Annotated in this window: 4 protein-coding genes; all 4 read left to right on the top strand. The window is 72.1% G+C overall.

Translation table 11 applies throughout. The annotated features are described in order from the left end of the window. The first annotated feature begins 120 nt into the window (after positions 1-120). Positions 121-17,001 carry a beta strand repeat-containing protein gene (locus tag RCP38_RS18610; RefSeq protein WP_308474377.1) on the top strand — a complete coding sequence of 5,627 codons (16,881 nt, stop codon included), beginning with the start codon at positions 121-123 and terminating at the stop codon, positions 16,999-17,001. A gap of 618 nt (positions 17,002-17,619) precedes the next feature. Beyond that, positions 17,620-20,496, top strand: a complete 2,877-nt coding sequence (locus RCP38_RS18605; RefSeq protein WP_308474376.1) for a PGRS repeat-containing protein — start codon at positions 17,620-17,622, stop codon at positions 20,494-20,496. Between the two features lie 528 nt (positions 20,497-21,024). Then, positions 21,025-21,957, top strand: coding sequence for a PGRS repeat-containing protein (locus tag RCP38_RS18600; protein WP_308474375.1), 933 nt, complete (start codon positions 21,025-21,027; stop codon positions 21,955-21,957). Then, entirely contained in the window at positions 21,954-23,276 is a 1,323-nt protein-coding gene (locus RCP38_RS18595; protein ID WP_308474374.1) for a hypothetical protein, read from the top strand. Before RCP38_RS18600 ends, RCP38_RS18595 begins: the two co-directional genes overlap by 4 nt. Positions 23,277-23,636 lie beyond the last annotated feature (360 nt).

The following is a 23,636-nucleotide window of genomic DNA, read 5'->3' as shown; positions in this document are numbered from 1 at the left end:
TGAATCGCGCTCCAGTTCCCTAAACCGGACTCCAGTTGACGTGTCTCGAATCACTGTTAACCTTCGATTCCAACAGGTTTCCTGTGCTGTCAGTGAGTGCTAGTTAAGGGGAATTTCGCCATGGCCCGTCATCGTCGTCAAAGTGCTGCCAAGCGTCGGATCAACCAGGTCTTCGGTGCCGGCAGCGCATTGAGCGCCTTCCTTGCGTTCGGGTTCGGGCCGTTGACGCCCATGCCCAAGGCGTACGCCGACTTCGACGACGTGCTGATCGACCTGTTCGGTGAGGGTCTGGGCGACGCGTTCGCCGACCTGAGCGTGAACTGGGGCGACCAGGACGCTTGGGCGGAGGTGCTGGACCCCACCAGTTGGAGTCCGTTCCTGGACGGACTCGGTGACGGCTCCGCCTGGGACGCGATCCTGGGTGATCTTGGCCTGAGCGGGATCGGCGCCGAGGCGCTCGACCTGCCCGGCGCTGCGGATTCCTCTTTCAACTGGAGCGAGATCAACTGGCTCAAGCCCTTCGGTGACGGCGCCGACGGCACGGCCGAGCACCCCGACGGCGGCGCGGGTGGCTGGCTGTGGGGTGACGGTGGTGACGGCTGGGACAACGATGGCTCGATCGCAGGCTTGGACGGCGGTGCCGGTGGGCAGGCCGGTCTGTGGGGCGGCGACGGTGGAGCCGGCGGTGACGGCTACGGCAGCGGCCACGGTGGCGATGGTGGCGCCGCGGGCCTGTTCTCGTGGTTCAGCTCCGGTGGTGCCGGCGGTAACGGCGGTACTGCTCTCGAAGAAGGCGCTGTCGGCGGCAACGGTGGCCGCGGTGGTGACGCCGCGCTGTGGGGTGTCTTCAGCGACGCCGGTGCCGGTGGCGCCGGCGGCGCGGGTGTGGCCGGTGCCGCGGGTGTCGCCGGCGCGATCGCGGGTGCGGCGGGCACCAACGGTGGCAACGGTGGAGCCGGCGGTAACGGTGGCGCCGGCGGTAAGGGCTCGTACTTCTTCGGTAAGGGCGGTGCCGGTGGTGCCGGCGGTGTCGGTGGCGAGGGCGGCGAAGGTGGCGCCGGTGCCGACGGTGAAGCCGGTGACGCGACGAACCCCGACGGTACGGCCGGTGGCAATGGTGGCGCCGGCGGTAACGGCGGTGCCGCGGGTACGGCCGGTGCCGGCGGTTCCGGTGGCTGGTTCGCCAGCAATGGCACCGCAGGTAAGGGCGGGGTCGAGGGCGCCGGCGGTATCGGTGGTGAAGGTGGTTCCGGTGGTGTGGGTGCTGATGGCGCCGACGGTGCGGACGGCACCGCCGACCACATCGATGGTTTCGACGGCCAGGCCGGCGGAGCCGGCGGTAACGCCGGTGTCGGTGGCGCCGGTGGTCAGGGTGCGGGTGGCCAGGCAGCCGACGGCGCCGACGGTGTGGCCGGTGCCGGTGGCGCGGGTGGTGAAGGTGGTGCGGGCTTCGCCGGTACCGACGGCACCGCCGCGGACCCGGACGGCACGGAGGGCGGTAAGGGTGGCGCCGGTGGTGCGGGCGGCCTGGGCGGCCTAGAGGCCGACGGCGAGACCCGTGCCGCGCAGGGTGACGGCGGTAACGGTGGCGCCGGTGGCGCCGGTGGTGCCGGGTATGACGCCGCCGCCGATGCCAACGCCGCGGCCGGTACGTCCGGTGGTAAGGGTGGCGCCGGCGGTGACGGTGGTGCCGGGGGCCTAGGTGCCAACATCGGCGCGCACGGCGTCGGTGGCGTGGGTGGTGCCGGTGGTAGCGGCACCGACGGCGCCCACGGTGACGCCGGTACGGCCGGTGACGCCGACAACCCCGACGGCGGTGCGGGCCAGTCCGGTGGCAACGGTGGTGACGCCGGTGCCGGTGGTGCCGGTGGTGCATCCGGGAACGGCGCGTTCGCGCAGGTGGGTGCGGACGGTTCCGCAGGTAAGGGCGGCAACGGTGGTGCCGGTGGCGCCGGCTACGACGCCGCGGCTGACACGGCTGCCGCCGCCGGTACCGCGGGTGGTCACGGTGGACTCGGCGGCAACGCCGGTCTGGGCGGTCGCGAGGTCGACGGAACGCGCGCGGCGGCGGGCACCGCCGGTGTCGGCGGTAACGGTGGTGACGGTAAGGACGGCGCGAACGGCAACAACGGCACCGTCGACAGCCCCGACGGGCAGGCCGGTCAGGCCGGTGGCGCCGGTGGCAACGGTGGCCTGGGCGGCCTGAAGGCCGATGACACTCGGGCGGCCAGCGGCGACGGCGGCAACGGTGGTGCCGGCGGTCGCGGTGGCGACGGCCACGAAGGCGAAAACGGCGACGCTCCCGGCGCGGCCGGTGAGAGCGGCGGCAACGGCGGCGCAGGTGGTGACGGTGGCGTCGGTGGTAGCGGTGCCACCGCCGGCTCCCACGGTGCCGGTGGCGAGGGCGGCAACGGTGGATCCGGTGGTGACGGCGCCGAAGGTGCAGTCGGTGCCGCGGGTACCGCCGACCGCATCGACGGCGGCGCGGGCCAGGCCGGTGGCGCCGGTGGTAACGCCGGGCACGCCGGTGTCGGTGGCTCCAACGGCGACGGCACCCGTGCAGCCAGTGGTACCGACGGTTCTGCCGGTGCCGGTGGCGCCGGTGGCGCCGGTGGCCAGGGCTACCAGGGTGTCGACGGCACCGCGGAGCGGATCGACGGCGGCAACGGTGGTGCCGGTGGCACCGGTGGCGCCGGTGGCCTCGGTGGTCTGGAGACCGACGGCAGCCGCGCCGACCAGGGCGACGGCGGCGATGGTGGCGCCGGTGGCCGCGGTGGCCACGGCTACAACGGTGTCAACGGCGACACCATCGGCGCCGGTGCGTCCGGAACCCACGGTGGTTCCGGCGGTAACGGTGGCGTCGGCGGTGTCGGCGGCCAGGGCCTCAACGAAGGCGACGCCGGCGCCGGTGGCGTCGGCGGTAACGGTGGCAACGGTGGTGACGGCGCCAAGGGTGCCAACGGCACCGACGGCACGGCTGACCACGTCGATGGCACCGATGGTCAGGCCGGTGGCGCCGGTGGTAACGCCGGCAAGGCCGGTATCGGCGGCCTGAGCGGCGATGGCGTCAAGGCCGCCGACGGTACCAACGGCCACGCGGGTGTCGGTGGCGCCGGTGGTAACGGCGGCGAGGGCTTCGACGGCGAAAACAGCGACACCGCAGGAGTTTCCGGCGGCAACGGTGGTGCCGGTGGTGACGGTGGCACCGGTGGCCTCGGCGGCCTGGAAGTTAACGGCGGCCGCGCCGCGCAGGGCGTCGGCGGTAATGGTGGTGCCGGTGGTGACGGTGGCGACGGCTACGACGGCGATGCGGGGCTGAATGCAACTCAGGGCTCCGGTCACGGCGCTGCCGGTGGCGCCGGTGAGTCCGGTACCGCCGGCGGTAACGGCGGCGCCGGCGGTAAGGCCGGTTCCGGCAGCACGTCCGGCCAGGCCGGCGCCGGTGGTGTCGGTGGCGACGGCGGTGACGGTGGCGAAGGTGGCGACGGCGCCGACGGTGCCAAGGGCAACGCCAGCCACCTCGACGGCTTCGACGGTGGCGCCGGTGGCGCCGGCGGTAACGCCGGCAAGGCCGGCCTCGGTGGACTCAACGGTGACAGCGGCCGGGCCGCCAGCGGCACCGACGGCACGGCCGGTGTCGGTGGTGACGCCGGTAACGGTGGTGACGGCTTCAACGGCGCCGACAGCCACACCGCGGGGGTGGCCGGTGGTAACGCCGGTAACGGTGGCGCCGGTGGCGACGCGGGCCTGGGCGGCCTGAAGGCCGACGGTTCCGGTCGTGCCGACAGTGGTGTCGGTGGCGACGGCGGTAACGGTGGCACCGGCGGCAAGGGCTACACGGGCACGAACGGCCAGAACGCGACCGAAGGCTCCGGCAACGGGGCGGCCGGTGGCGACGGCCAGCACGGCACCGCCGGTGGTAACGGTGGTAACGGCGGCCAGGGTGGTTCTGGTCGGGTTCAGGGCGCGGAGGGCCTCGGTGGCGAGGGTGGCGCCGGTGGTTCCGGCGGTAACGGTGGCGAGGGTGCCGACGGTGCCGACGGCAATGTCGCGCACGTCGACGGCTACGACGGTGGCGCCGGTGGTGCCGGTGGTAACGCCGGCCACGGTGGTGTCGGCGGTACGGGCCGAAACGGCCCGGCCGCCAGTGGCACCGACGGTACGGCCGGTGTCGGTGGTGACGCCGGTTCCGGTGGTGACGGCTTCGCCGGTGCGAACAGCCAGACCGCGGGGCTGGCCGGCGGCAACGGCGGTAACGGTGGCCAGGGCGGCCAGGGCGGTCAGGGTGGCCTGAAGACCGACAACACCCGTGCGGCCCAGGGTGCCGGTGGTGACGGCGGTAACGGTGGAGCCGGTGGCGAGGGCTACACCGGGCAGGCAGGCGCGAACGCTGAGGAGGGCACCGGCAACGGCGCTGCCGGTGGTGCCGGTGAGTCGGGTACCGCCGGTGGTAACGGCGGTAACGGTGGCCTGGGCGGCAGCGGAAGCAGCACCGGCCAGCAGGGCCTCGGTGGCGAAGGTGGCGCCGGTGGTTCCGGCGGCAACGGTGGCGAGGGTGCCGACGGCGCCAACGGCACGGCCGGTCACGTCGACGGTTACGCCGGTGGGGCCGGTGGTGCCGGTGGTAACGCCGGCCACGGTGGTGTCGGTGGTACGGGCCGCAACGGCCAGGCCGGCGACGGTGCCGACGGTACGGCCGGTGTCGGTGGTGACGCCGGTGACGGTGGTGACGGTTTCAACGGCACGAACAGCCAGACCGCAGGGGTGGCCGGCGGCAACGGCGGTAACGGTGGCGCCGGTGGTGACGCGGGCCTGGGCGGCCTGAAGACCGACAACACCCGTGCCGACAGTGGTGTCGGTGGCGACGGCGGTAACGGTGGCACCGGTGGCAAGGGCTACACGGGCCTCAACGGCCAGAACGCGACCGAAGGCGCGGGCAACGGCGCTGCCGGTGGCGACGGTCAGCACGGTACCGCCGGTGGTAACGGTGGTAACGGTGGCCAGGGCGGCAGCGGCAAGACCAACGGAGTCGAGGGCCTCGGCGGCGAGGGTGGCGCCGGCGGTTCCGGCGGCAACGGTGGCGCCGGTGCCGATGGTGCCGATGGCACCACCGGCCACCTCGACGGCTACGCCGGTGGCGTCGGTGGTGCCGGCGGTAACGCCGGCCACGGCGGTGTCGGTGGTACGGGCCGCACCGGCCAGGCCGATGACGGTGCCGACGGTGCGGCCGGTATCGGTGGCGCCGGTGGCAAGGGTGGCGACGGCCACGAAGGCCTCGCCAGCACGACCGAAGGTGTGGCCGGTGGTGCCGGTGGCAACGGTGGCGCCGGTGGTGACGGTGGCCAGGGCGGCCTGAAGACCGACAACACCCGTGCCGCGCAGGGCGATGGTGGTGCCGGTGGTGACGGTGGCGTCGGTGGTCGCGGCTACGACGGCCAGAACGGCACCGATGCGGTACTGGGTGCCGGTGACGGCGCCGCCGGTGGCGACGGTGAGTCCGGTTCCGCCGGTGGTGTCGGTGGTAACGGTGGCGCCGGCGGTCAGGGCACCAACAACGGCCTAGAAGGCCTCGGCGGCGAAGGTGGCGCCGGTGGATCCGGTGGTCGCGGTGGACACGGCGCCGCCGGTGCCGACGGCGATGCGTCGCACGTCGACGGCTACGCCGGTGGTTCCGGTGGCACCGGTGGTGACGCCGGCGTCGGTGGTGCCGGCGGCCAGGGTCGCGACGGCCAGGCCGACAGCGGCTCCGACGGTGTCGCCGGTAACGGTGGCAACGGTGGCGCCGGTGGTACCGGTGCCGACGGCCAGCACGGCACGGCCGACGCCTCCGGCGTCGAGATCTCTGCCCCGACTGCCGGTGGTGACGGTGGCCGGGGTGGCGATGGCGGCCACGCCGGCACCGGCGGCACCACGCAGGCAGTCGGCGGTAACGCCGGTGCCGGTGGCAACGGTGGAAACGGTGGCAATGGCGCCACCGAGGGCCTGCTCGATGACGACAGCGGCTTCGCGCAGGCCGGCGCGGCCGGTGGCACCGGTGGAGAAGGCGGTGTCGCCTACGACGGTGGTCGCTTCGGCGATGGCGGTAACGGTGGCGCCGGTGGCACGGGTGGCACCTACGGCTTGAACACCACCGGTGGTGCCGGTGGTGTCGGTGGCCAGGGCAGTGCCGGATCGACCACCGCAGCCGGCAACGGCGGCGGCGGTGGCGGTGGCGGTGGTGGCGCCAGCGTGCTCGGCGGCGGCGCGGTGACCGACGGCCTCACCGGCGGTAAGGGCGGCGACGGAGCCAACGGCACCGCGGACGGTCCGGGCGAGACCGGTGGCACGGGCGGCAGCGTCCAGGCCAACCTCGACGCGGGCAGCACCATCGCCGGCAACACCATCCTCGGCATGGACGCCGGGACCGGTATCAACGGCGGCAACGCGACACTGAAGGCGACCGGCGGCGCGTCGATCACCGGAAACACCTTGCAGGTCGGTGCCGGCTCGGAGACCGCCAACGGCGGCGACGTCACCATCACGGCCGACGGCACCGGTACTCAGGTCACCGACAACACCTTCACCGCGGGTAACGCCGGTGAGGGCTCCGACGGCGGTGCCGGCGGGGACGGCGGTTCGGTGCTGGTCACCGCGGCCAGCGGTGGTGTTATCAGGGACACCGAGGCCACGGCCGGCGACGGTGGTGTGGGCAGTGACAGCGGCAGCGGTGGTCTCGGCGGCAACGCGATCGTGAGGTCGAGCGAGGGCAGCGTCGTCTTCGACGGCGTCCTGCAGGCCGGTAACGGTGGCGACGGTTCCGACGGCGGTACCGGTGGTACCGGTGGTGACGCCGAGATGCACGGTTCGTACGAGTTCGCGGGTGAGTCGGCGACCGGTAGTGCGACCGCGGGCAACGGCGGTGACGCGACCGGCACCAACGCCGTCGGTGGTCTTGGCGGTGATGCGCGTATCGCCAGCGGTTACGGGGACGTTGGCGGCTCGACCGACGGCACGGCGATCGGCGGTAACGGTGGTAACGCCTACGGCGAGGACAGCACCGGTGGTGGCGGTGGTTCGGCCCGCATCTACGCCGATGGTGTCGGGTCCAGCGTGGATGGGTCCGCGATCTCGCATGCGGGTGACGGCGGTGACGGTTACGACGGCGGCACCGGTGGCACCAGTGCCTACTCGCTGGTGGTGGCGTTCGGTGACAACGCGCACGTCAGTGGTGCGGCGTACTCCGGTGACAGTGGTGACGGTTACGACGGTGGCACCGGTGGTGCCGGTGGCCTCGGCGAACTGCGGGCCAACGGTGATGACGCTGATGTCCAGGGCGTAGCCACCGGTGGTAACGGTGGCGACGGTCATGACGACTTGACCGGTGGTAAGGGCGGTATCGGCCTCATCGGCATGGGCGCTGGCGGCACCATCATCGACGGTGTGGCGACCGCCGGAAACGGCGGCAACAGCGGTATCGGCGTCAACGGTGGCGGCGGTGGCACCGCTGCGATCGGTGTCGAGACGAGTACGACCAGCAACGGTGCGGTGATCTCCGACTCCACCGCGGTTGGCGGTCACGGTGCGGCCGGGAAGGCCGGTGGTAGCGCCGGCATCGGCGCAAACAGTGATGGTCACGTCAGCGACAGCCACGCTGTCGGTGGTAACGCCACCGAGGGTGGCGCCGGTGGTTCGGTGACGATCAAGGCTGACGGCGCGGGCAGTGAGATCGACGGTGTCAACGCCTCCGGCGGCAACGCCGGGGCGGGCGGGGCCGGTGGCGGCGCCACGGCGTCCGCTTCGGCCGGTGGCCGGATCATTGACAGCACCCTGACTGGTGCTGAGGGTGGTGACTCCTCGGCTGGTGGTGCGGCGTCGATGTCCGCCGCGGGTGGTCAGATCGAGGACAGCAAGGCGTTCGGCGGCGAGGCCGGTCTGGGCAGCGACGGCGGCGCTGCCGGTGCTGGTGGTATCGGCCGGATCGTCGTCAACGGTGGCTTGGTCACCGACTCCATCGCGACCGGTGGTGTCGGTGGTGCGGGCGCCGACGGTGGTGTCGGCGGTGCCGGTGGTGTCGGTGAGATCAACTCGGCTGATGCCGGTAGCAAGGTCGATGGCGCTACCGCCACCGGTGGTGTCGGTGGTAGCGGCGGCACTGATGACGGTGCGGCCGGCGGTAAGGGTGGTACCGGCGGCACCGGCCTGATCGCGGCGGCCGGCGGTGGCGAGGCCACCGGTGTGGTCACCGGCGGTGTCGGTGGTTCCGGTGGTGCGGGCAACTCCGACGGTGTCGGTGGTACCGGCGGTAAGGGTGGCACGGCGACGATCCGGGCGACCGGGGGCACGGCTTCCGGTGAGGCCACCGGTGGTGAAGGTGGTGACGGTGGTGTCGGCGGTGCCGGTAACGCCGGCGGCAACGGCAGTGCCGGTGGTGCGGCCACCATCGCCTCCGTGGGTGGCGACGCGAGTGGCACCGCGACCGGTGGTAATGCCGGCAACGGTGGTGCCGGTGATGTCGGCGGTAAGGGCGGCACCGGCACTACCGGTGGTGCAGCCACCATTACGGCCAACGGTGGCACGGCTTCTGGTGAGGTCACCGGTGGTAACGGCGGTAACGGTGGCGACGCGACCGCGACTGTGGCTGGTGCTAACGGTGCAACGGCGGGTGCTGCGAGCATTACGGCCAACGACACCAGTTCGGCGACGGGCACGGTGGTCGGTGGCGACGGCGGCAACGCCGGCCCGAGCGGGCAGACGGCCGGGGCCGGTGGTACGGCGTCGATCACCGCCAGCAACGACAGCACCGTCGAGGGCGGCACTGTTCTCGGTGGTGACGGCAGCAACGCCGACGGCGGCAAGGGCGGTGCCGGTGGCGTCGCGAGCATCACCGCGGACAACGGTGGCACGGTGACCAACACCGTCGACGGTGACGGCAAAGACTCCACGGTGGTCACCGGTGGTGACGGCGGCAGTGCCGGTGACGGCTTCGGTGCCTTCCTCGGCGGGACCGGCGGCAAGGGTGGCGCGGCCACCCTGACCGCAGACGACGGCACGGCCAGCGGCGTGGTGACCGGCGGTAACGGTGGAACCGGCGGTGACGCCAGCGCGGCCAGGGCTGGTGGTGCCGGCGGGGTCGGTGGTGCAGCCGAGATCTCGGCGACCGGCAGTGATGTGACCGGCACCGCGATCGGCGGCACCGGCGGGACGGGCGCCCTGGGCGGCACTCAGGCCGCCGGAGCGGGTGGCGCGGCCACCATCTCCGGCACCGATGGCAGCACCATCGAGGGCGGTACCGCCACCGGTGGTAACGGCGGCCAGGCCGGCGACGGCGAAGGCGCCGTCAACGGCGGTTATGGCCGGACTGGTGGTGCGGCCACCATCGAGGCCACCAACGGCGGCGTGATCACCAACTCGGTGGACGGTGACGGTAACGACACCACCACTGCGACTGGTGGAACCGGTGGTAGCGGTGCTGATGCGTTCGGCGGCAAGGCGGGTGCGCACGGCGGTAACGCGGGTGCGGCCAGCGTCACCGCTGACGGGGGCACCGCTAGCGGTGCCGCGACCGGTGGTGACGGTGGTGACGGTGGTGCCGGGACCGTCGGCTTCGCCGGTGGTGCCGGTGGTGACGGTGCGGCCGGCTCCATCACCGCTACCGGTGGCACGGCTGGTGGTTCGGCGACCGGTGGCGACGGTGGTGACGGTGGTGCGGCCAGCGCCACCAGGATCGGTGGCGCCGGTGGCGCCGGTGGTGTCGCTTCGGTGTCGGCTACCGACACCAGCAGTGCCACGGGTAACGCCATCGGCGGTGACGGTGCGACCGGTACCTTCGGCGGCAACCAGGCCACCGGTGTCGGTGGTGCGGCCACGATCTCGGCCAGCGGTGCCAGCACGGTTGCGGGCGGTACCGCCACCGGTGGCAACGGCGGGCAGGGCGGCCACGCGGATGGCACGCGTAACGGCGCTGCCGGCGCTGCCGGTGGTGCGGCCACCATCGAGGCCACCGACGGTGGCACGGTGACCAACACCGTCGACGTCGACGGCAAGGACACCACGTTCGCGACCGGTGGTAACGGTGGCGCCGGCGGTGACGCTCTCGGCACCAGGAACGGCGGTGCCGCGGGTGCCGCGGGTACTGCGACCATCACCGCGGACGCCGGTACGGTCGGCGGTTCGGCGACCGGCGGCAACGGCGGTGACGGTGGCGACGCAACCGCGGCAGCTAACGGCACGGCCGGTGCCGCGGGCGGCGCGGCCGGCCTCACCGTGCACGGCGCCGGTAGCGCGATCAGCGGTAGCTCGGCGGTCGGCGGCAACGCCGGCGCTGGGACCGACGGCGGCACCGGTGGTGCCGGCGGCAATGCCGATGTGATCGCCGAGCTCGGCGGCACCGTGACCAACGGTCACGCGATCGGTTCGGCCGGTGGCGACGGCAGCGACGGCGGCATCGGCGGCAACGGTGGTCTGGCTCGCGTCGGCGCCTGGGGTGAGGACTCCAGCACCGAGGGCACCGCGAAGGGCGGCGCCGGCGGTGACGGCACCAACGGCGGCAAGGCCGGCAACGGTGGCGCGGCCTACGTCGACGCCGGTATCACCGACCAGGGTGGAAAGGTCGGGGTCGACGAGTTCGCTTCGGGTAACGCCACCGGTGGTGCCGGTGGTAACGCGGACGGCTCTGGCAGCACCGGCGGTGTCGGTGGTGAGGCGCGGTTGCGGGCACCGGACGGCAGTGTCGGTGTTGCGGGCCACGCGGAGCTGACCCACGCCATCGGTGGTGACGGCGGTAACGGCTCGTTCGGTGAGGACGGCACCAGCGGCGGCAAGGGCGGCGCCGGTGGTAACGGGTACGTCTTCGTCAGCGCCGGCGGCTCGGTCACCGGCGACCCCGATGGCGAAACGGTCACCTTCGGCAAGGGCGGTGTCGGTGGCGACGGCTTCGACGGCGGCACCGGCGGTAACGGCATGTATGCCATGGTGACGGCCGGCTCGGGTGCGACGGCCTACGGTCAGTCCACCGCGGGTGACGGCGGTGACGGCACCGGTATCGGCAGCGTGGGTGGTAACGGCGGCGTCGCCAACATCCAAAGCGCATACCCGGGCAGTGGATCCGCTGGCCCCGGTGGCCTCGCGCACGGTAAGGCGTTCGGCGGTGACGGCGGTGACGCCACCCGGGGTACTGCCGCAGTCGGCGGTACCGGTGGTGAAGGCGGCCGGGGCAGCATCCTCTCCAGCGGCACGGGTGCCGAAGCTGAAGGCACCGCGCGTGGCGGTGACGGTGGTGACGGACTCAACGGCGGTAAGGGCGGTGGCGCCACGGCCAACGGCGGTGGTTCGATCACGGCCAATGGTGGCGGCGCCTACAGCAACGGCACTGCGACCGGCGGTAACGGCGGTGACGGCGATGGTCAAGGCAAGGTCGGCGGCGAGGGTGCGGCCGGCTGGATGCAGGCCCAGGCCAAAGACAGCGTGGTAACCGGTAGCGCGACCGGCGGCAACGGCGGCAACAGCAACGCCACCGCCAACGGCGGCAACGGTGGCCGCGCTGCGCTGCAAGCCGTCGACGAGGGCAGTGAGATCAACAGCAGCTCCGCGACCGGCGGTGACGGTGGTGCGGGCCACGGCGGCGGTGCCGCCGAGGTCCAGATCTATGACGGGGCGAAGGTCACCGACCTGCACGTAACGGCCGGTGACTCCAACGACAACGCCAGCGGTGGTTCGGCCACCGTCACCGTTCACGACGCCGCGAGCGAGATCAACGACAGCAGCATCACTGCGGGCAACGCCGGTTCTGGCGGCGCCGGCGGTAGTGCCACGCTGACCGTCGACAACGGCGGCTCGGTCTCTGGAGTGGATGGCACCGCGAGGGCCGGCAGCGACAGCGCCGCCGGTGGCTCGGTCACCATCACCGCCAACGACGGCACCATCAAGAACACGGATGTGACCGGTGGCCAGGCCGGCGGTAAGGCCGGCGGTTCGGCGACGGTGACCGCCAACAGCGGCGGCACCATCGAGGGCAGCTCTGCGACCGGCGGTGACGGCGGCAGTGCATCCAACGGCGGTACCGCCGGCACGGGTGGTAGGGCTGATGTGATCGCTGAGCTCGGCGGCACGGTGACCAACGGTCACGCGATCGGTGCGGCCGGTGGCGACGGCAGCGACGGCGGCGTCGGCGGCAACGGTGGTCTGGCTCGGGTCGGCGCCTGGGGTGCGGATTCCAGCACCCAGGGCACCGCGCGCGGTGGCGAGGGTGGCGAAGGCACCGACGGCGGCAAGGCTGGCAACGGTGGCGCGGCTTACGTCGATGCCGGGATCACCGATGATGGTGACAAGGTCGGGGTGAACGAGCACGCCTACGGAAATGCCACCGGTGGTGTCGGTGGTGACGCCGATGGCGCTGCCAGCACCGGTGGTGCTGGTGGTCAGGCGATTGTTCGGGCTTCCGATGGCAGTGTCGGGAAGGCGGGTAGCCCGGAGCTAGCGCACGCCAAGGGCGGTGCCGGTGGTTCGGGTGAGGACGCCGGTAAGGGTGGTGTCGGCGGCAACGGGTACGTCTTCGTCACCAACGGTGGCACGGTCACCGCGGATGGCACTGAGGCCACGGTCGCTCAGGGTGGCGTCGGCGGTGCCGGTAGCGACGGCGGCACCGGTGGCAACGGCTCCTACGCCCAGGTGACGGCGGGCCAGGGTGCGACGGCCTACGGTCAGGCCACGGCCGGCAACGGCGGCGCCGGCACGGGGGCGGCCGGTAAGGGCGGCAACGGCGGCAGCGCCAATGTCGAAGGTGCGTTCGGCAAGTCTGGCCAGGGCGGTTCTGCGCACGGTGAGGCGTTCGGTGGTCACGGCGGTCTCGGTGAGAGTGGTACCGGCGGCAACGGTGGCATCGGCAGTGTGGTTGCCACCGGTGTCAACGCCGAGGCCAGTGGTACTGGTACCGGCGGTGACGGTGGTGCCGGGTACGCCGGCGGCAAGGGCGGTAACGGCTTCAGTGGCCAGGTTGCGGCCCTGAACGACGGGGCTCGTGCGGACGGCACCGCGACGGCCGGAACCGCGGGTAGCGGCACCGGTACCGGTGTTGTCGGCGGTAACGGTGGCTACACCTACATTCAGGCCACGGGTAAGGACTCGGAGGTTTTGGGTGCCACGGCTACCGGTGGTGATGGCAGTGCCGGTGCCAACGGTGTCAGCGGCAAGGTCGCGTCCGACACCACCATCATTGCTAAGGGTGAGGGTGACTCCATCACCAACAGCAGCGCCACCGGCGGCAACAGTGTCGGTAACCAGCAGGGTCCCGGTGCCCGGATCACGGTGGACGGTGGATCGGTCGCCGACAGTTCGGTTACTGCCGGGGTGAGCTCCGACAGTGCCCTGGGTGGCTCGGGCAGCATCACCGTCACCGGCGGCGGCAGCGTCACCGGTGTCGAGGTGAGCGGCGGTGACGCCGGTGCCGGCGGTACCGGCAGCGGTATCGGCGGCCGGGGCGGTAGCGCCGAGGTCACCGTGGACGGCGGGATTCTCGACGGCGCCGAGGCCACGGGCGGCAATGGTGGTAGCGGCGGCGTCGACGCGGATGGTCACACCGGCGGCAAGGGCGGCGCCGGTGGCGCCGCCAGCATCAGCGTCGACAGCGACGGCGTCATCAAGTCCGAAACCGGCGACAGCCGTGCAGTCGGTGGCAACGGTGGCAACGGTGGTGCCGGCTCGGCCACCGCCGACGGCGGCGACGGCGGCAGCGGCGGTTCGGCGACCATGTCGGCGTCCAACGAGGGCCTGATCGACGGCGGCGTGGTCCTGGGCGGTCACGGTGTCAACGGCGGCGCCAACGGTGCCAACGGCGACAACGGCGCGAACAACTCGCTGAACGTCGACGGTGCCGGCAGTGGCGTCGAAGACACCACCTTCCAAGCCGGTGCGAACAGCGAGAACTTCGCCGGCGGCGGGGCGACCGCGACCATCAGTGGCGGCGGCAAGATCAGTGGCAGCACCATCATCGGCGGTAACGCCAGTGAAACTGCAGCCGGTGGCTCGGCCAACCTGACTGCGGAAGGTGAAGGAAGTGCCATCACCAACAGCTCCGTGACCGGCGGCAACGCCGGAACTGGTGATGACAACGGTGGCACCGGCGGCACCGGCGGCTTGGCTGAGATTGTTGCCAAGAACGGCTCGCAGGTCACCGATACCCACGTCTTCGGCGGTGTGGGCGGTAGCGGCACCAATGGCGGTGCCGGCGGCACCGGTGGTGTGGCCAGCGTGCAGGCGGAGAACGGCGGCAAGATCGACGGCGTCGAATCCACCGGCGGTAATGGTGGTGACGGTAAGAACGGCGGCGATGGTGGTGCCGGCGGCCGAAGCCTGGTCCAGGCCAACAAGGCCGGCAGCACCGCGACCGGCATCTCGACCGCCGGCAACGGTGGCGAGGCCGACGGTGAGGGCAGTGAAGGCGGTGACGGCGGCCAGGCATGGCTGGGTGCGATCGCAGTCGACAGCAGCGTTGAAGGCGAAGTCATCGGCGGGAACGGCGGTACCGGTGAGGACGGCGGCGTCGGCGGTGCCGGTGGCCAGGGCGTCCTGCTGTCGCACTCGCTGGCCGTTGGTAGCAGCACCGGTGATGCCGACACCCTCGCGCAGGCTGGCAACGGCGGCAACGCCACCGGTGAAGGCAGTGTCGGCGGCAAGGGCGGCGATGGGAACATCGGCACCTACGGCAACTACACGTCCACCGAGGATGAGACGGGGACGGTGACAGGAACCGCGACTGGCGGTAACGGCGGTAGCGCTATCAACGGCGGCCATGGCGGTAACGGCGGTCAGGGGCACCTGTCCTCCGAGACCATCAACTCCTACGCCTCGGGTGAAGCCTTCGGCGGTCACGGCGGTAACGCCGACGGCGGCACCGGCGGCAACGGCGGCATGGGCTGGGTCCAGGCGCAGAACGGAACCGCTTCCGGTATCGGTCGGGGCGGTGACGGCGGTGAAACCGGTGAGAGCGGAACCGACGCGGTGGGTGGTAACGGCGGTAACGGTGGCCAGGGCCTGGTCCAGGGCTACGGCTCCACCACGACTGACGCCACCGCGGCCGGCGGTAACGGCGGCAACGGCGGTAACGCTGGCACCGACGGCGCAACCGGCGGCACCGGCGGCGAAGGCGCAATGGGCCGCGTGCGAGGCAGCGCCGACGGCGTGGAGGCCATCGGCGGTGCCGGCGGCGACGGTGGTGACGGTGGTCAGGGTGCCGCTAATGCCGGCGGTTCCGGCGGTGCCGGTGGCATGGGTGACGCGGGTGGCATCGACGGCGACGGCAGCACCGTCACAGGAGGTGCAGGCGGCGCAGGCGGTGACGGCAGCGCCGACGATGCCGGCGGTGACGGCGGTCAGGGTGGTGCGGCCACCCTCACCGGTGGCGGCACCGGTGTTGCGCACGACAGCGAGGTGACCGGTGGTGCCGGTGGCGATGCGATCGGCAACGGCACCGGTGGTGCGGGTGGCGCCGCGAACGTCTCGGTGACGCAGGACAGCACGTTGGAAGACAGCTCTGCCACAGGTGGCGCTGGCGGTGACGGTAGTGACGGGGGCACCGGTGGCGCCGGTGGTGAGGCGGTCCTGACGGTCAGTGACGGCAGCACGGTCTCCGACGTGCACAGCATCGGTGGCGCCGGCAGTGACAACGCTGCTGACGCAGAGGCCGGTACCGACAGTGCCGGCGGGCACGCCGGTCTCCAGGCCTTCGCCAAGTTCGGCGTCATGAGCGACGGCGACGACGGTGCCGGGATCAACGGCGGCACCGGCGGAGCCGGCGGCAAGGCCGAGGTCATCGTCGGGGGCGGTGGCTCGGTCGACGGCGTCACGGCTCAGGGCGGCAACGGTGGTTACGGCACCGACGGTGGCGTCGGTGGTGCCGGCGGTGTGGCCAGCGTGCAGGCGGAGAACGGCGGCAAGATCGACGGTGTCGAATCCACCGGCGGTAATGGTGGTGACGGTAAGAACGGCGGTGATGGTGGTGCCGGCGGCCGAAGCCTGGTCCAGGCCAACAAGGCCGGCAGCACCGCGACCGGTATCTCGACCGCCGGCAACGGTGGCGTGGCCGACGGTGAGGGCAGTGAAGGCGGTGACGGCGGCCAGGCATGGCTGGGCGCGATCGCAGTCGACAGCAGCGTCGAAGGTAAAGTCATCGGCGGCAACGGCGGTACCGGTGAGGACGGCGGCGTCGGCGGCGCCGGTGGCGAGGGCATCCTGCTGTCGCACTCGCTGGCCGTTGGTAGCAGCACCGGTGATGCCGACACCCTCGCGCAGGCCGGCAACGGTGGGAATGCCACGGGAGAAGGCAGCGTCGGTGGTAAGGGCGGTAACGGCAATATCGGCACCTACGGCAACGGTGACGCGGTCGTGACCGGTATCGCTCAGGGCGGTACCGGTGGTGACGCCAGCAACGGTGGCACCGGTGGTAACGGCGGCGAGGGTCACGTGTCCGCTGAGGTCCCCGGAGCAACTGCGTCGGGTACCGGCATCGGCGGTAACGGCGGCGAAGGTGACGGCGCTACCGGAGGCAACGGTGGTCAGGGCTGGGTGCAGGCCACCGGTGGCGGTACTGCGGGAACCGCCTCCGGAACCGGTATCGGCGGTAACGGCGGTAACGCCGGCGGCGAGAACGGTGGTAACGGTGGCAACGGTGGCCAGGGTTTGGTCCAGGGTTACGGCGGTACCACCACCGACGGCACTGCGACCGGTGGTAACGGTGGCGACGGTGGTGCCGGTGGCGAGAACGGCGCTGTCGGCGGTAACGGCGGAAACGGCGGTCTGGGCAGTGTCAAGCACGGCGACGAACTGACCGCGACCGGCGGTAATGGCGGTGGCGGCGGTGCCGGCGGTACCTACGTCGACGCGACCAACGATGGGGCCGGCGGCGCCGGTGGTGCCGGTGGTGCTGCGGCCAATATCGATGGCATCGGCGGCAACGGTGGCAACGGCGGCAACGGTGGCGCCGACGGCGAGCGCGGCGCCGACGGCGAGGCAGGCACCCCCGCTTCGTAACGCACCGTCGAAGAAGTCGCTGCGGCCCGGTCCTCCCGACCGGGCCGCAGCGCGTTTGTGGGTATTGCGGGCGCCCCCGCGGTGAGCCCACGGATCGGCTCCCGCCTCCCAGCCCACATCCAGGAAACGTCTGCGGCCCGGTCTCCCGACCGGGCCGCAGCGTTTTCCGGGTTAGCTGGCAACGTCGGGGGCACCGGGCGGGCGTCGCTGATCGTCCATTCGACCCCACCAGCCTCAACATCCCCAGAACCGGCGAGAACTCCGAAAGGCCCGGGCTTTCGGGCCACAAACTGCGTCGAACGTCCGAATATGTCCACCTGTAATCATAACTTTCGTACGTTACGCAAGCGTAAATATGACTCGTGGTCTTAGGTGTGCGCCGCGTGGCCAGAATATGCGGAGTTTCGCGTTAACTGGCGTCGAAGTCAGCAAACAACTCGACTTATTATCACGGCAAACATGCCCGTGACCTGCAGCAACGTATTACATCCACGAAGCGATAAGACATCTGATCGGTAATTTTGGAATTCCTTTGACTAACGCCGATAAGCGGCTTAACGTCCTTCGCTATCAGCTTTTGTCGAATGTCCGTTATGTCCCCGTTAAGGAGCAGAGATCATGTCTCGTCGCCATCGGAGTGAATCCACCAAGCGTCGCTACCGCCGGGTGATCGGCGCGAGCAGCGCGGCCGCCGCATTCCTGGCCTTCGGTATGGCGCCCGCGGTCGCACCGCCGGCCCAGGCCGACGACTTCGGGCTGGACTGGTTCTGGGATCTGTTCGACCCCAACACCTGGGCCGACCCGGGCACCGCCGACGGCGGCCTGGCCGGCCCCGACTTCGCGATCATGTGGCAGGAGAACGCCTACCTGCCCTTCCACGACTTCCTGCAGGACTGGATCAACTCCGACTTCGGCCAGGTCGTGAACGGCGTGATCAACGACCTGTTCGCGCCGTTCACGGGGGACGCCTGCGGCGTGATCTGCAACGGCGCCGACGGCACCGAGGACAGTGTCGACGGCCAGACCGGCGGGCTGTGGTTCGGCGACGGCGGCGACGGCTGGAACTCCGACATCGAAGGAGTGGCCGGCGGCAACGGCGGCCTGGCCGGCGGCATCGGCAACGGCGGTGACGGCGGCTCGGGTGGCCTGGGTGCCGACGGCGGCAACGGCGGGCACGGCGGCGAGATGTGGGGCAACGGCGGCGACGGCGGTGCCGGCGGCGCGGGCACCGCACAGTTGGCCGGTGGCAACGGCGGCAACGGCGGATCCTCGGGCCAGGCGCAGGACTCGCTGGGCTTCGGCGCCTGGGGCAACGGCGGCAACGGCGGCGCCGGCGGTGCCGGCTGGTCGGGCACCGATGGCGCCACCGGCAGCTTCGAGGACGGCGGGACCGGTGTCGGCGGTGACGGTGTCGCCGGTGGCATCGGCGGCCAGGGCGGTAACGGCGGCGACGGTTCGTCGTGGATGGGCATCGGCGGCACCGGTGGTGTCGGCGGCGCCGGCGGCAACGGCGGTAACGGCGGGACCGGGGCCGAGGGTCTGGCCGGAACCTTCGCCAACGGCGGCGACGGGACCGGCGGCGTCGGAGGCACCGGCGGCAACGGTGCCGCCGCGGGCCAGGCCGGCCAGGGCGGTCAGGGCGGTAAGGGCGGCTCGGCCGACGGTGCCGCGGGTGCGGTCGGTGACGCCGGTGTGGACGGCCGTGGCGGTGACGGCGGCGTCGGCGGCCGCGGTGCGAACGGTGCGGACGGCACCGTCGATGACGAGGGCTTCGTCGTCGACGCCCCGACCGCCGGCGGTAATGGTGGCACGGGTGGCGCCGGTGGCCTGGGCGCCGCCGACGGCCTCGGCGGCAACGGTGGCACCGGTGGCCAGGGCGGCGACGGTGGTGCCGGTGCGGGCCTGCTGTTCGACGGCTACGCGCAGACGGGTGCGGCCGGCGGGACCGGCGGTGACGGCGGACTGGGAACCGACGGCGGCGCCAACGGTGCCGGGGGCGACGGCGGTTCCGGCGGCAACGGTGCCGGCGAAGGCGACGGAGCCACCGGCGGTAACGGCGGGACCGGCGGCAGCGGCAGCGCCGGCACCGCCGACGGGGTCGGTCACGGCGGCGGTGGCGGCGGCGGAGGCGGCGGCGCCAGTGTGAGCGGCGGCGGCACCGCCGACATCACCGGCGGGGACGGCGGTGCCGGCGGTGACGGCACCGCGGACGGCCCCGGAGCCACCGGCGACACCGGCACCAGCGTGCGGGCCTTCGTCGACGAAGACAGCACGATCACCGGCAACACCATCGCCGACGTTCTCGGGCCCAACGGCGGTCGCGTAGAACTGATCGCCACCGGCGGCGGCTCCATCACCGGCAACACCCTGGGCGGTGGCGCCGGCACCGACACCGCACTGGGCGGCGATGTCACGGTTGTCGCCTACGGCCCCGGTAGCACCGTCACCGGCAGCACCGTGACCGGCGGCAACGCCGGAGCCGGCAGCGACGGCGGGAACGGGGGCACCGCACTGGCCGGTGCCGAAAGCGGCGCGGTCATCGACAACGTCACCGTGACCGGCGGTGACGGCGGCGCCGGCGGTAACGACGGCACCGGCGGTGACGGTGGATCCGCTGAGGCCGTGGCCATCGGCGCGGACTCCACCATCACCAACGCCTCGGCCACCGGCGGCAACGGCGGCGACGGTGACGGCGGCGACGGCGGCGACGGGGGTTCCGGCTTCCTGGTGGTCGACTCGGCAGGCGGCACCATCGGCGGCACCGACGTGACCGCTGAAGCCGTCGGCGGCAACGGCGGTAACGGCACCGACGGCGGCCAGGGCGGTGACGGTTCCTGGGGTGAGCTCGAGGCCACCCAGGGCGGGCTCGCCTACGGCAGCGCCACCGGCGGCAACGGTGGTGATGCCACCGGCACCGACAGCGTCGGCGGCGCCGGCGCCAGCGGGGTGATCGAGGCCGGTCGTCCCGACGGCGGCGGCGGGGGCACCGCGCACGGCACCGCCCAGGGCGGCCACGGCGGCGACGCTGAAACCGGCGGCCTCGGCGGCGCCGGCGGCAAGGGCAGCATCCTGGCCGGCGGCGACGGCGCCGAGGCCAGCGGTACGGTCACCGGCGTCAACGGCGGGTCCGGCAGCAACGGCGGCACCGGCGGCAGCGTCTTCAACGGACAGTCCACCCAGATCTCCGCGCTCGGCGACGGTGCCACCGCCACCGACAACACGGTGGTCGGTGGGACCGGCGGCGACGGCATTGACGGCGGCCAGGGCGGCGCAGCCGGCTACGTCCACGTCGGGGCCTTCGGTCCGGGCGGCCCGGTCGCGTCCACCGAACCGGGCAGCTACACCAACGGTGATGTGACCGGCGGGGACGGCGGCTCCGGCACCGGAGTCGGCATCACCGGCGGCGACGGCCAGTCCTACGAGACCATCAACAACGACGGGACGGTCTCCGACGGCGACACCTTCACCGGCACCAACGGAGCCAACAACCCCTGATGACGACTTCCTTTCACTAACCCCCTGGAAGGCGCCTCGACCCGGTCACCCCCTGGCCGGGTCGAGGTGTTTTCGGGGGTGGCCTGGCAACGGTTCGGGGTGTCGGCCCGACGGAGACGGTCGCCGATTCGACGTTTGCCGCATAGCTCCCCCGAAAGCGGCGAGAACTCCGATCAGCTGGAGCGTACGGGAATCCGTGACCCCGAATTTCCGAATATCTCTACCCGCGGACGTAATTTTCGTATGACGCAGCCGCGTAATTCTGACTCGCGGTACCGCCGAATTATCGCACGCCGGGAAATAACGAGATCGTTCCGCGATCCGGCGTTGCATTCAGCAAACATTTGCGCCCATGTACCCGGCTATCTGAGCCTGTGAACTGCGGTGACGCGTTACCCGAGTCCGCCGGCAATAGCGATATCCGGTAATTATTCGATTTGTCGGACGAACTCCCGATAAGCGATCTACGGTCCCTCTTTATCAGGTTCTACCGAGTGATCGTTATGCCCCCGTTAAGGAGCTCTGGTCATGTCTGGTCGTGCGAGGAATGAATCCACCAAGCGCCGCTACCGCCGGCTGATAGGCGCCAGCAGTACCGTCGCCGCTTTCCTGGCATTCGGTGTCGCGCCTGCGGCGGCACCACCCGCCCAGGCCGATGAGCTGTTCGGGCTGGACTTCGCGTGGCTCACCGACCTGTTCACCGCGGACCCGGGGGCGTCCGAGGGTGGCTGGGGTGACGCGGACTTCGCGCAGAGCTGGCAGGAGACCTTCTACCTGCCACTGCACGAGATGATGCAGGACTGGATCACCAGTGACTTCGGTTCCAGCGTCAACGACGTGGTGAACTTCCTGTTCGCGCCGCTGACCGGGGACGCCTGCGGGCTGATCTGCAACGGTGCCGACGGCACCGAGGGCAGCGTCGACGGCCAGACCGGTGGGCTGTGGTTCGGCGACGGAGGCAACGGCTGGTCGTCGGATGTCGAAGGGGTGGCCGGCGGCAACGGTGGTCTGGCCGGTGGTTGGGGCAACGGTGGTGACGGCGGTGCCGGTGGGCTGGGTGCCGACGGCGGCAACGGTGGCCACGGCGGCGAGATGTGGGGCAACGGCGGCAACGGCGGGGCCGGGGGCAACGGCTGGAACGGTGTCGACGGCATAACCGCGGGCATCCTCGGCGCCGATGGCGGCGACGGCACGGCCGGCGGTGCCGGCGGCAACGGCGGGATGGGTGGTTCGGCAGACGGTGCCGCGGGTGCGCTCGGGGCGGCGGGGGTGGACGGCCGCGGCGGCGACGGCGGGGTCGGCGGCCGGGGTGCCGACGGTGCGGACGGCACCGTCGACGACGACGGCATGGCGCTCGAGCCCCGACCGCCGGTGGGACCGGCGGCCACGGCGGTGCCGGGACCGCGGACGCCGGGGGCAACGGCGGCGGGGGCGGCGGCGGGGGCGGTGGCGCCGTCGTGACCGGTGGCGGCGCTGCCGAGATGGCGGGCGGCGACGGCGGTGCCGGGGGCGACGGGACCGCGGACGGCCCCGGAGCCACCGGCGGAACCGGCACCGGCGTGCGGGCCTTTGTCGATATCGACAGCACGATCAGCGGCAACACCGTCGTCGACGTCCCCGGCTCCGGTGGCCATGTCGAGCTGGTCGCCGTTGCCGGTGGCTCGATCACCGGCAACACCCTGCAGGCGGGCGTGGGTACGGGCGTCAGCGGAGGCGGTGACGTGCTGATCGTCGCCGAGGGTGCCGGGAGTGCGGTCACCGACAGCACCTTGATCGGGGGCAACGCCGGGGCCGGCAGCGACGGCGGCACCGGAGGATCGGCGACCGCCCGCGCCTCAGCCGGCGGCGTCATCGGCGATGTCACCCTGCAAGGCGGGAACGGCGGGGCCGGCAACAACGGTGGCATCGGCGGCGCGGGTGGGGTAGCCCAGGCATGGGTCGCCGGCACCGACAGCACCATCATCGCGGCGTCGGCCACCGGTGGTGATGGCGGTTGGGGCAACGCCGGTGTCGGTGGTTTCGGTGGGTCCGGCTTCCTGACCGTCAGCAACCCCGGCGGCAGCATCGACGGCACCGAGAGCACCACCGTGGCGCAGGGCGGCGCCGGCGGCGACGGTATCGACGGCGGCCGGGGCGGCGACGGGTCTAGGGGTGAGCTCGCCGCCCTCCAGGGTGGGCTCGCGCACGGATCGGCCACCGGCGGCAGCGGTGGTGACGCCACCGGCACCGACAGCGTCGGCGGCAACGGCGCCGGCGGGATGGTCTACGTGGGCCACCCCGACGGTGGCGCCGGGGGTATCGCACACGGCACCGTCCACGGCGGCAACGGTGGCAACGCCACGGGCGGTGGTACCGGCGCCGACGGCGCCGGCGGCAGCATCTTGGCCGGTGGCGAGGGCGCCGAGGCCAGCGGCACGGTGACCGGCGCCCACGGCGGGGCCGGTATCGACGGTGGTATCGGTGGCGGCGTCCCCCGCGGTGCGGAGACGTCGCTCTTCGCGTTCGGTGACGGCGCCACCGCCACCGACGGCGTGATGGCCGGCGGTACCGGCGGCGACGGCATCGACGGCGGCCGGGGCGGTGCGGCGGGATATACCAGTGGCGGGGTGCGCGGCGTCGACGGCACCTATATCAACGGCAACCACCAGGCCGGCAACGGCGGCAATGGCACCGGCGCCGGCAACACCGGCGGCGCCGGCCAGTGGTTCACCGTCGAGGTTCACGGCGGCACCACCGACGGCATCGTGTGGACGGGCTATAACGGCGCCGACGTTCCGTGATGCGGGGTGGTGATCGCGGCCCCCGCTTGCGCGCCCCACGAGTCCGACGTGACCGACAACACTAGTGATGTGAATCCCGCCGGTGTCGTGGCCACCGGAACCGACGGAGCTAACGGCCCGTAGTGCTCGGGGAGGCTCCGGCCGCTCCGGCGGGTGCCTGGGCGTGGTGCCTCGGCCCGGACCCTCGACCGGGCCGAGGTGCCTTGGCGTTGCGCAGGAAGCGGTCGCAACCCAGGGTGCCGTCGGCGCGTGGGGCCCGGCGCGGCCGCGTCGTCGTCAACCGCGGACCAGCAAAATCAGGGCACCGCAAATTATTTGAAAAAACTGAGCGTATTTATCCGCAAAATCACCTGAATGGCG

The sequence above is a fragment of the Mycolicibacter sp. MU0083 genome, from assembly GCF_963378075.1.
GTDB lineage: Bacteria > Actinomycetota > Actinomycetes > Mycobacteriales > Mycobacteriaceae > Mycobacterium > Mycobacterium kokjensenii.
This window is presented reverse-complemented; position numbering and strand designations above follow the sequence as displayed.

Excerpts from the sequence above, each read along its gene's own strand:
- RCP38_RS18605 (WP_308474376.1), top strand. The coding sequence starts at position 17,620 with ATGTCTCGTCGCCATCGGAGTGAATCCACCAAGCGTCGCTACCGCCGG.
- RCP38_RS18610 (WP_308474377.1), top strand. The coding sequence starts at position 121 with ATGGCCCGTCATCGTCGTCAAAGTGCTGCCAAGCGTCGGATCAACCAG.
- RCP38_RS18600 (WP_308474375.1), top strand. The coding sequence starts at position 21,025 with ATGTCTGGTCGTGCGAGGAATGAATCCACCAAGCGCCGCTACCGCCGG.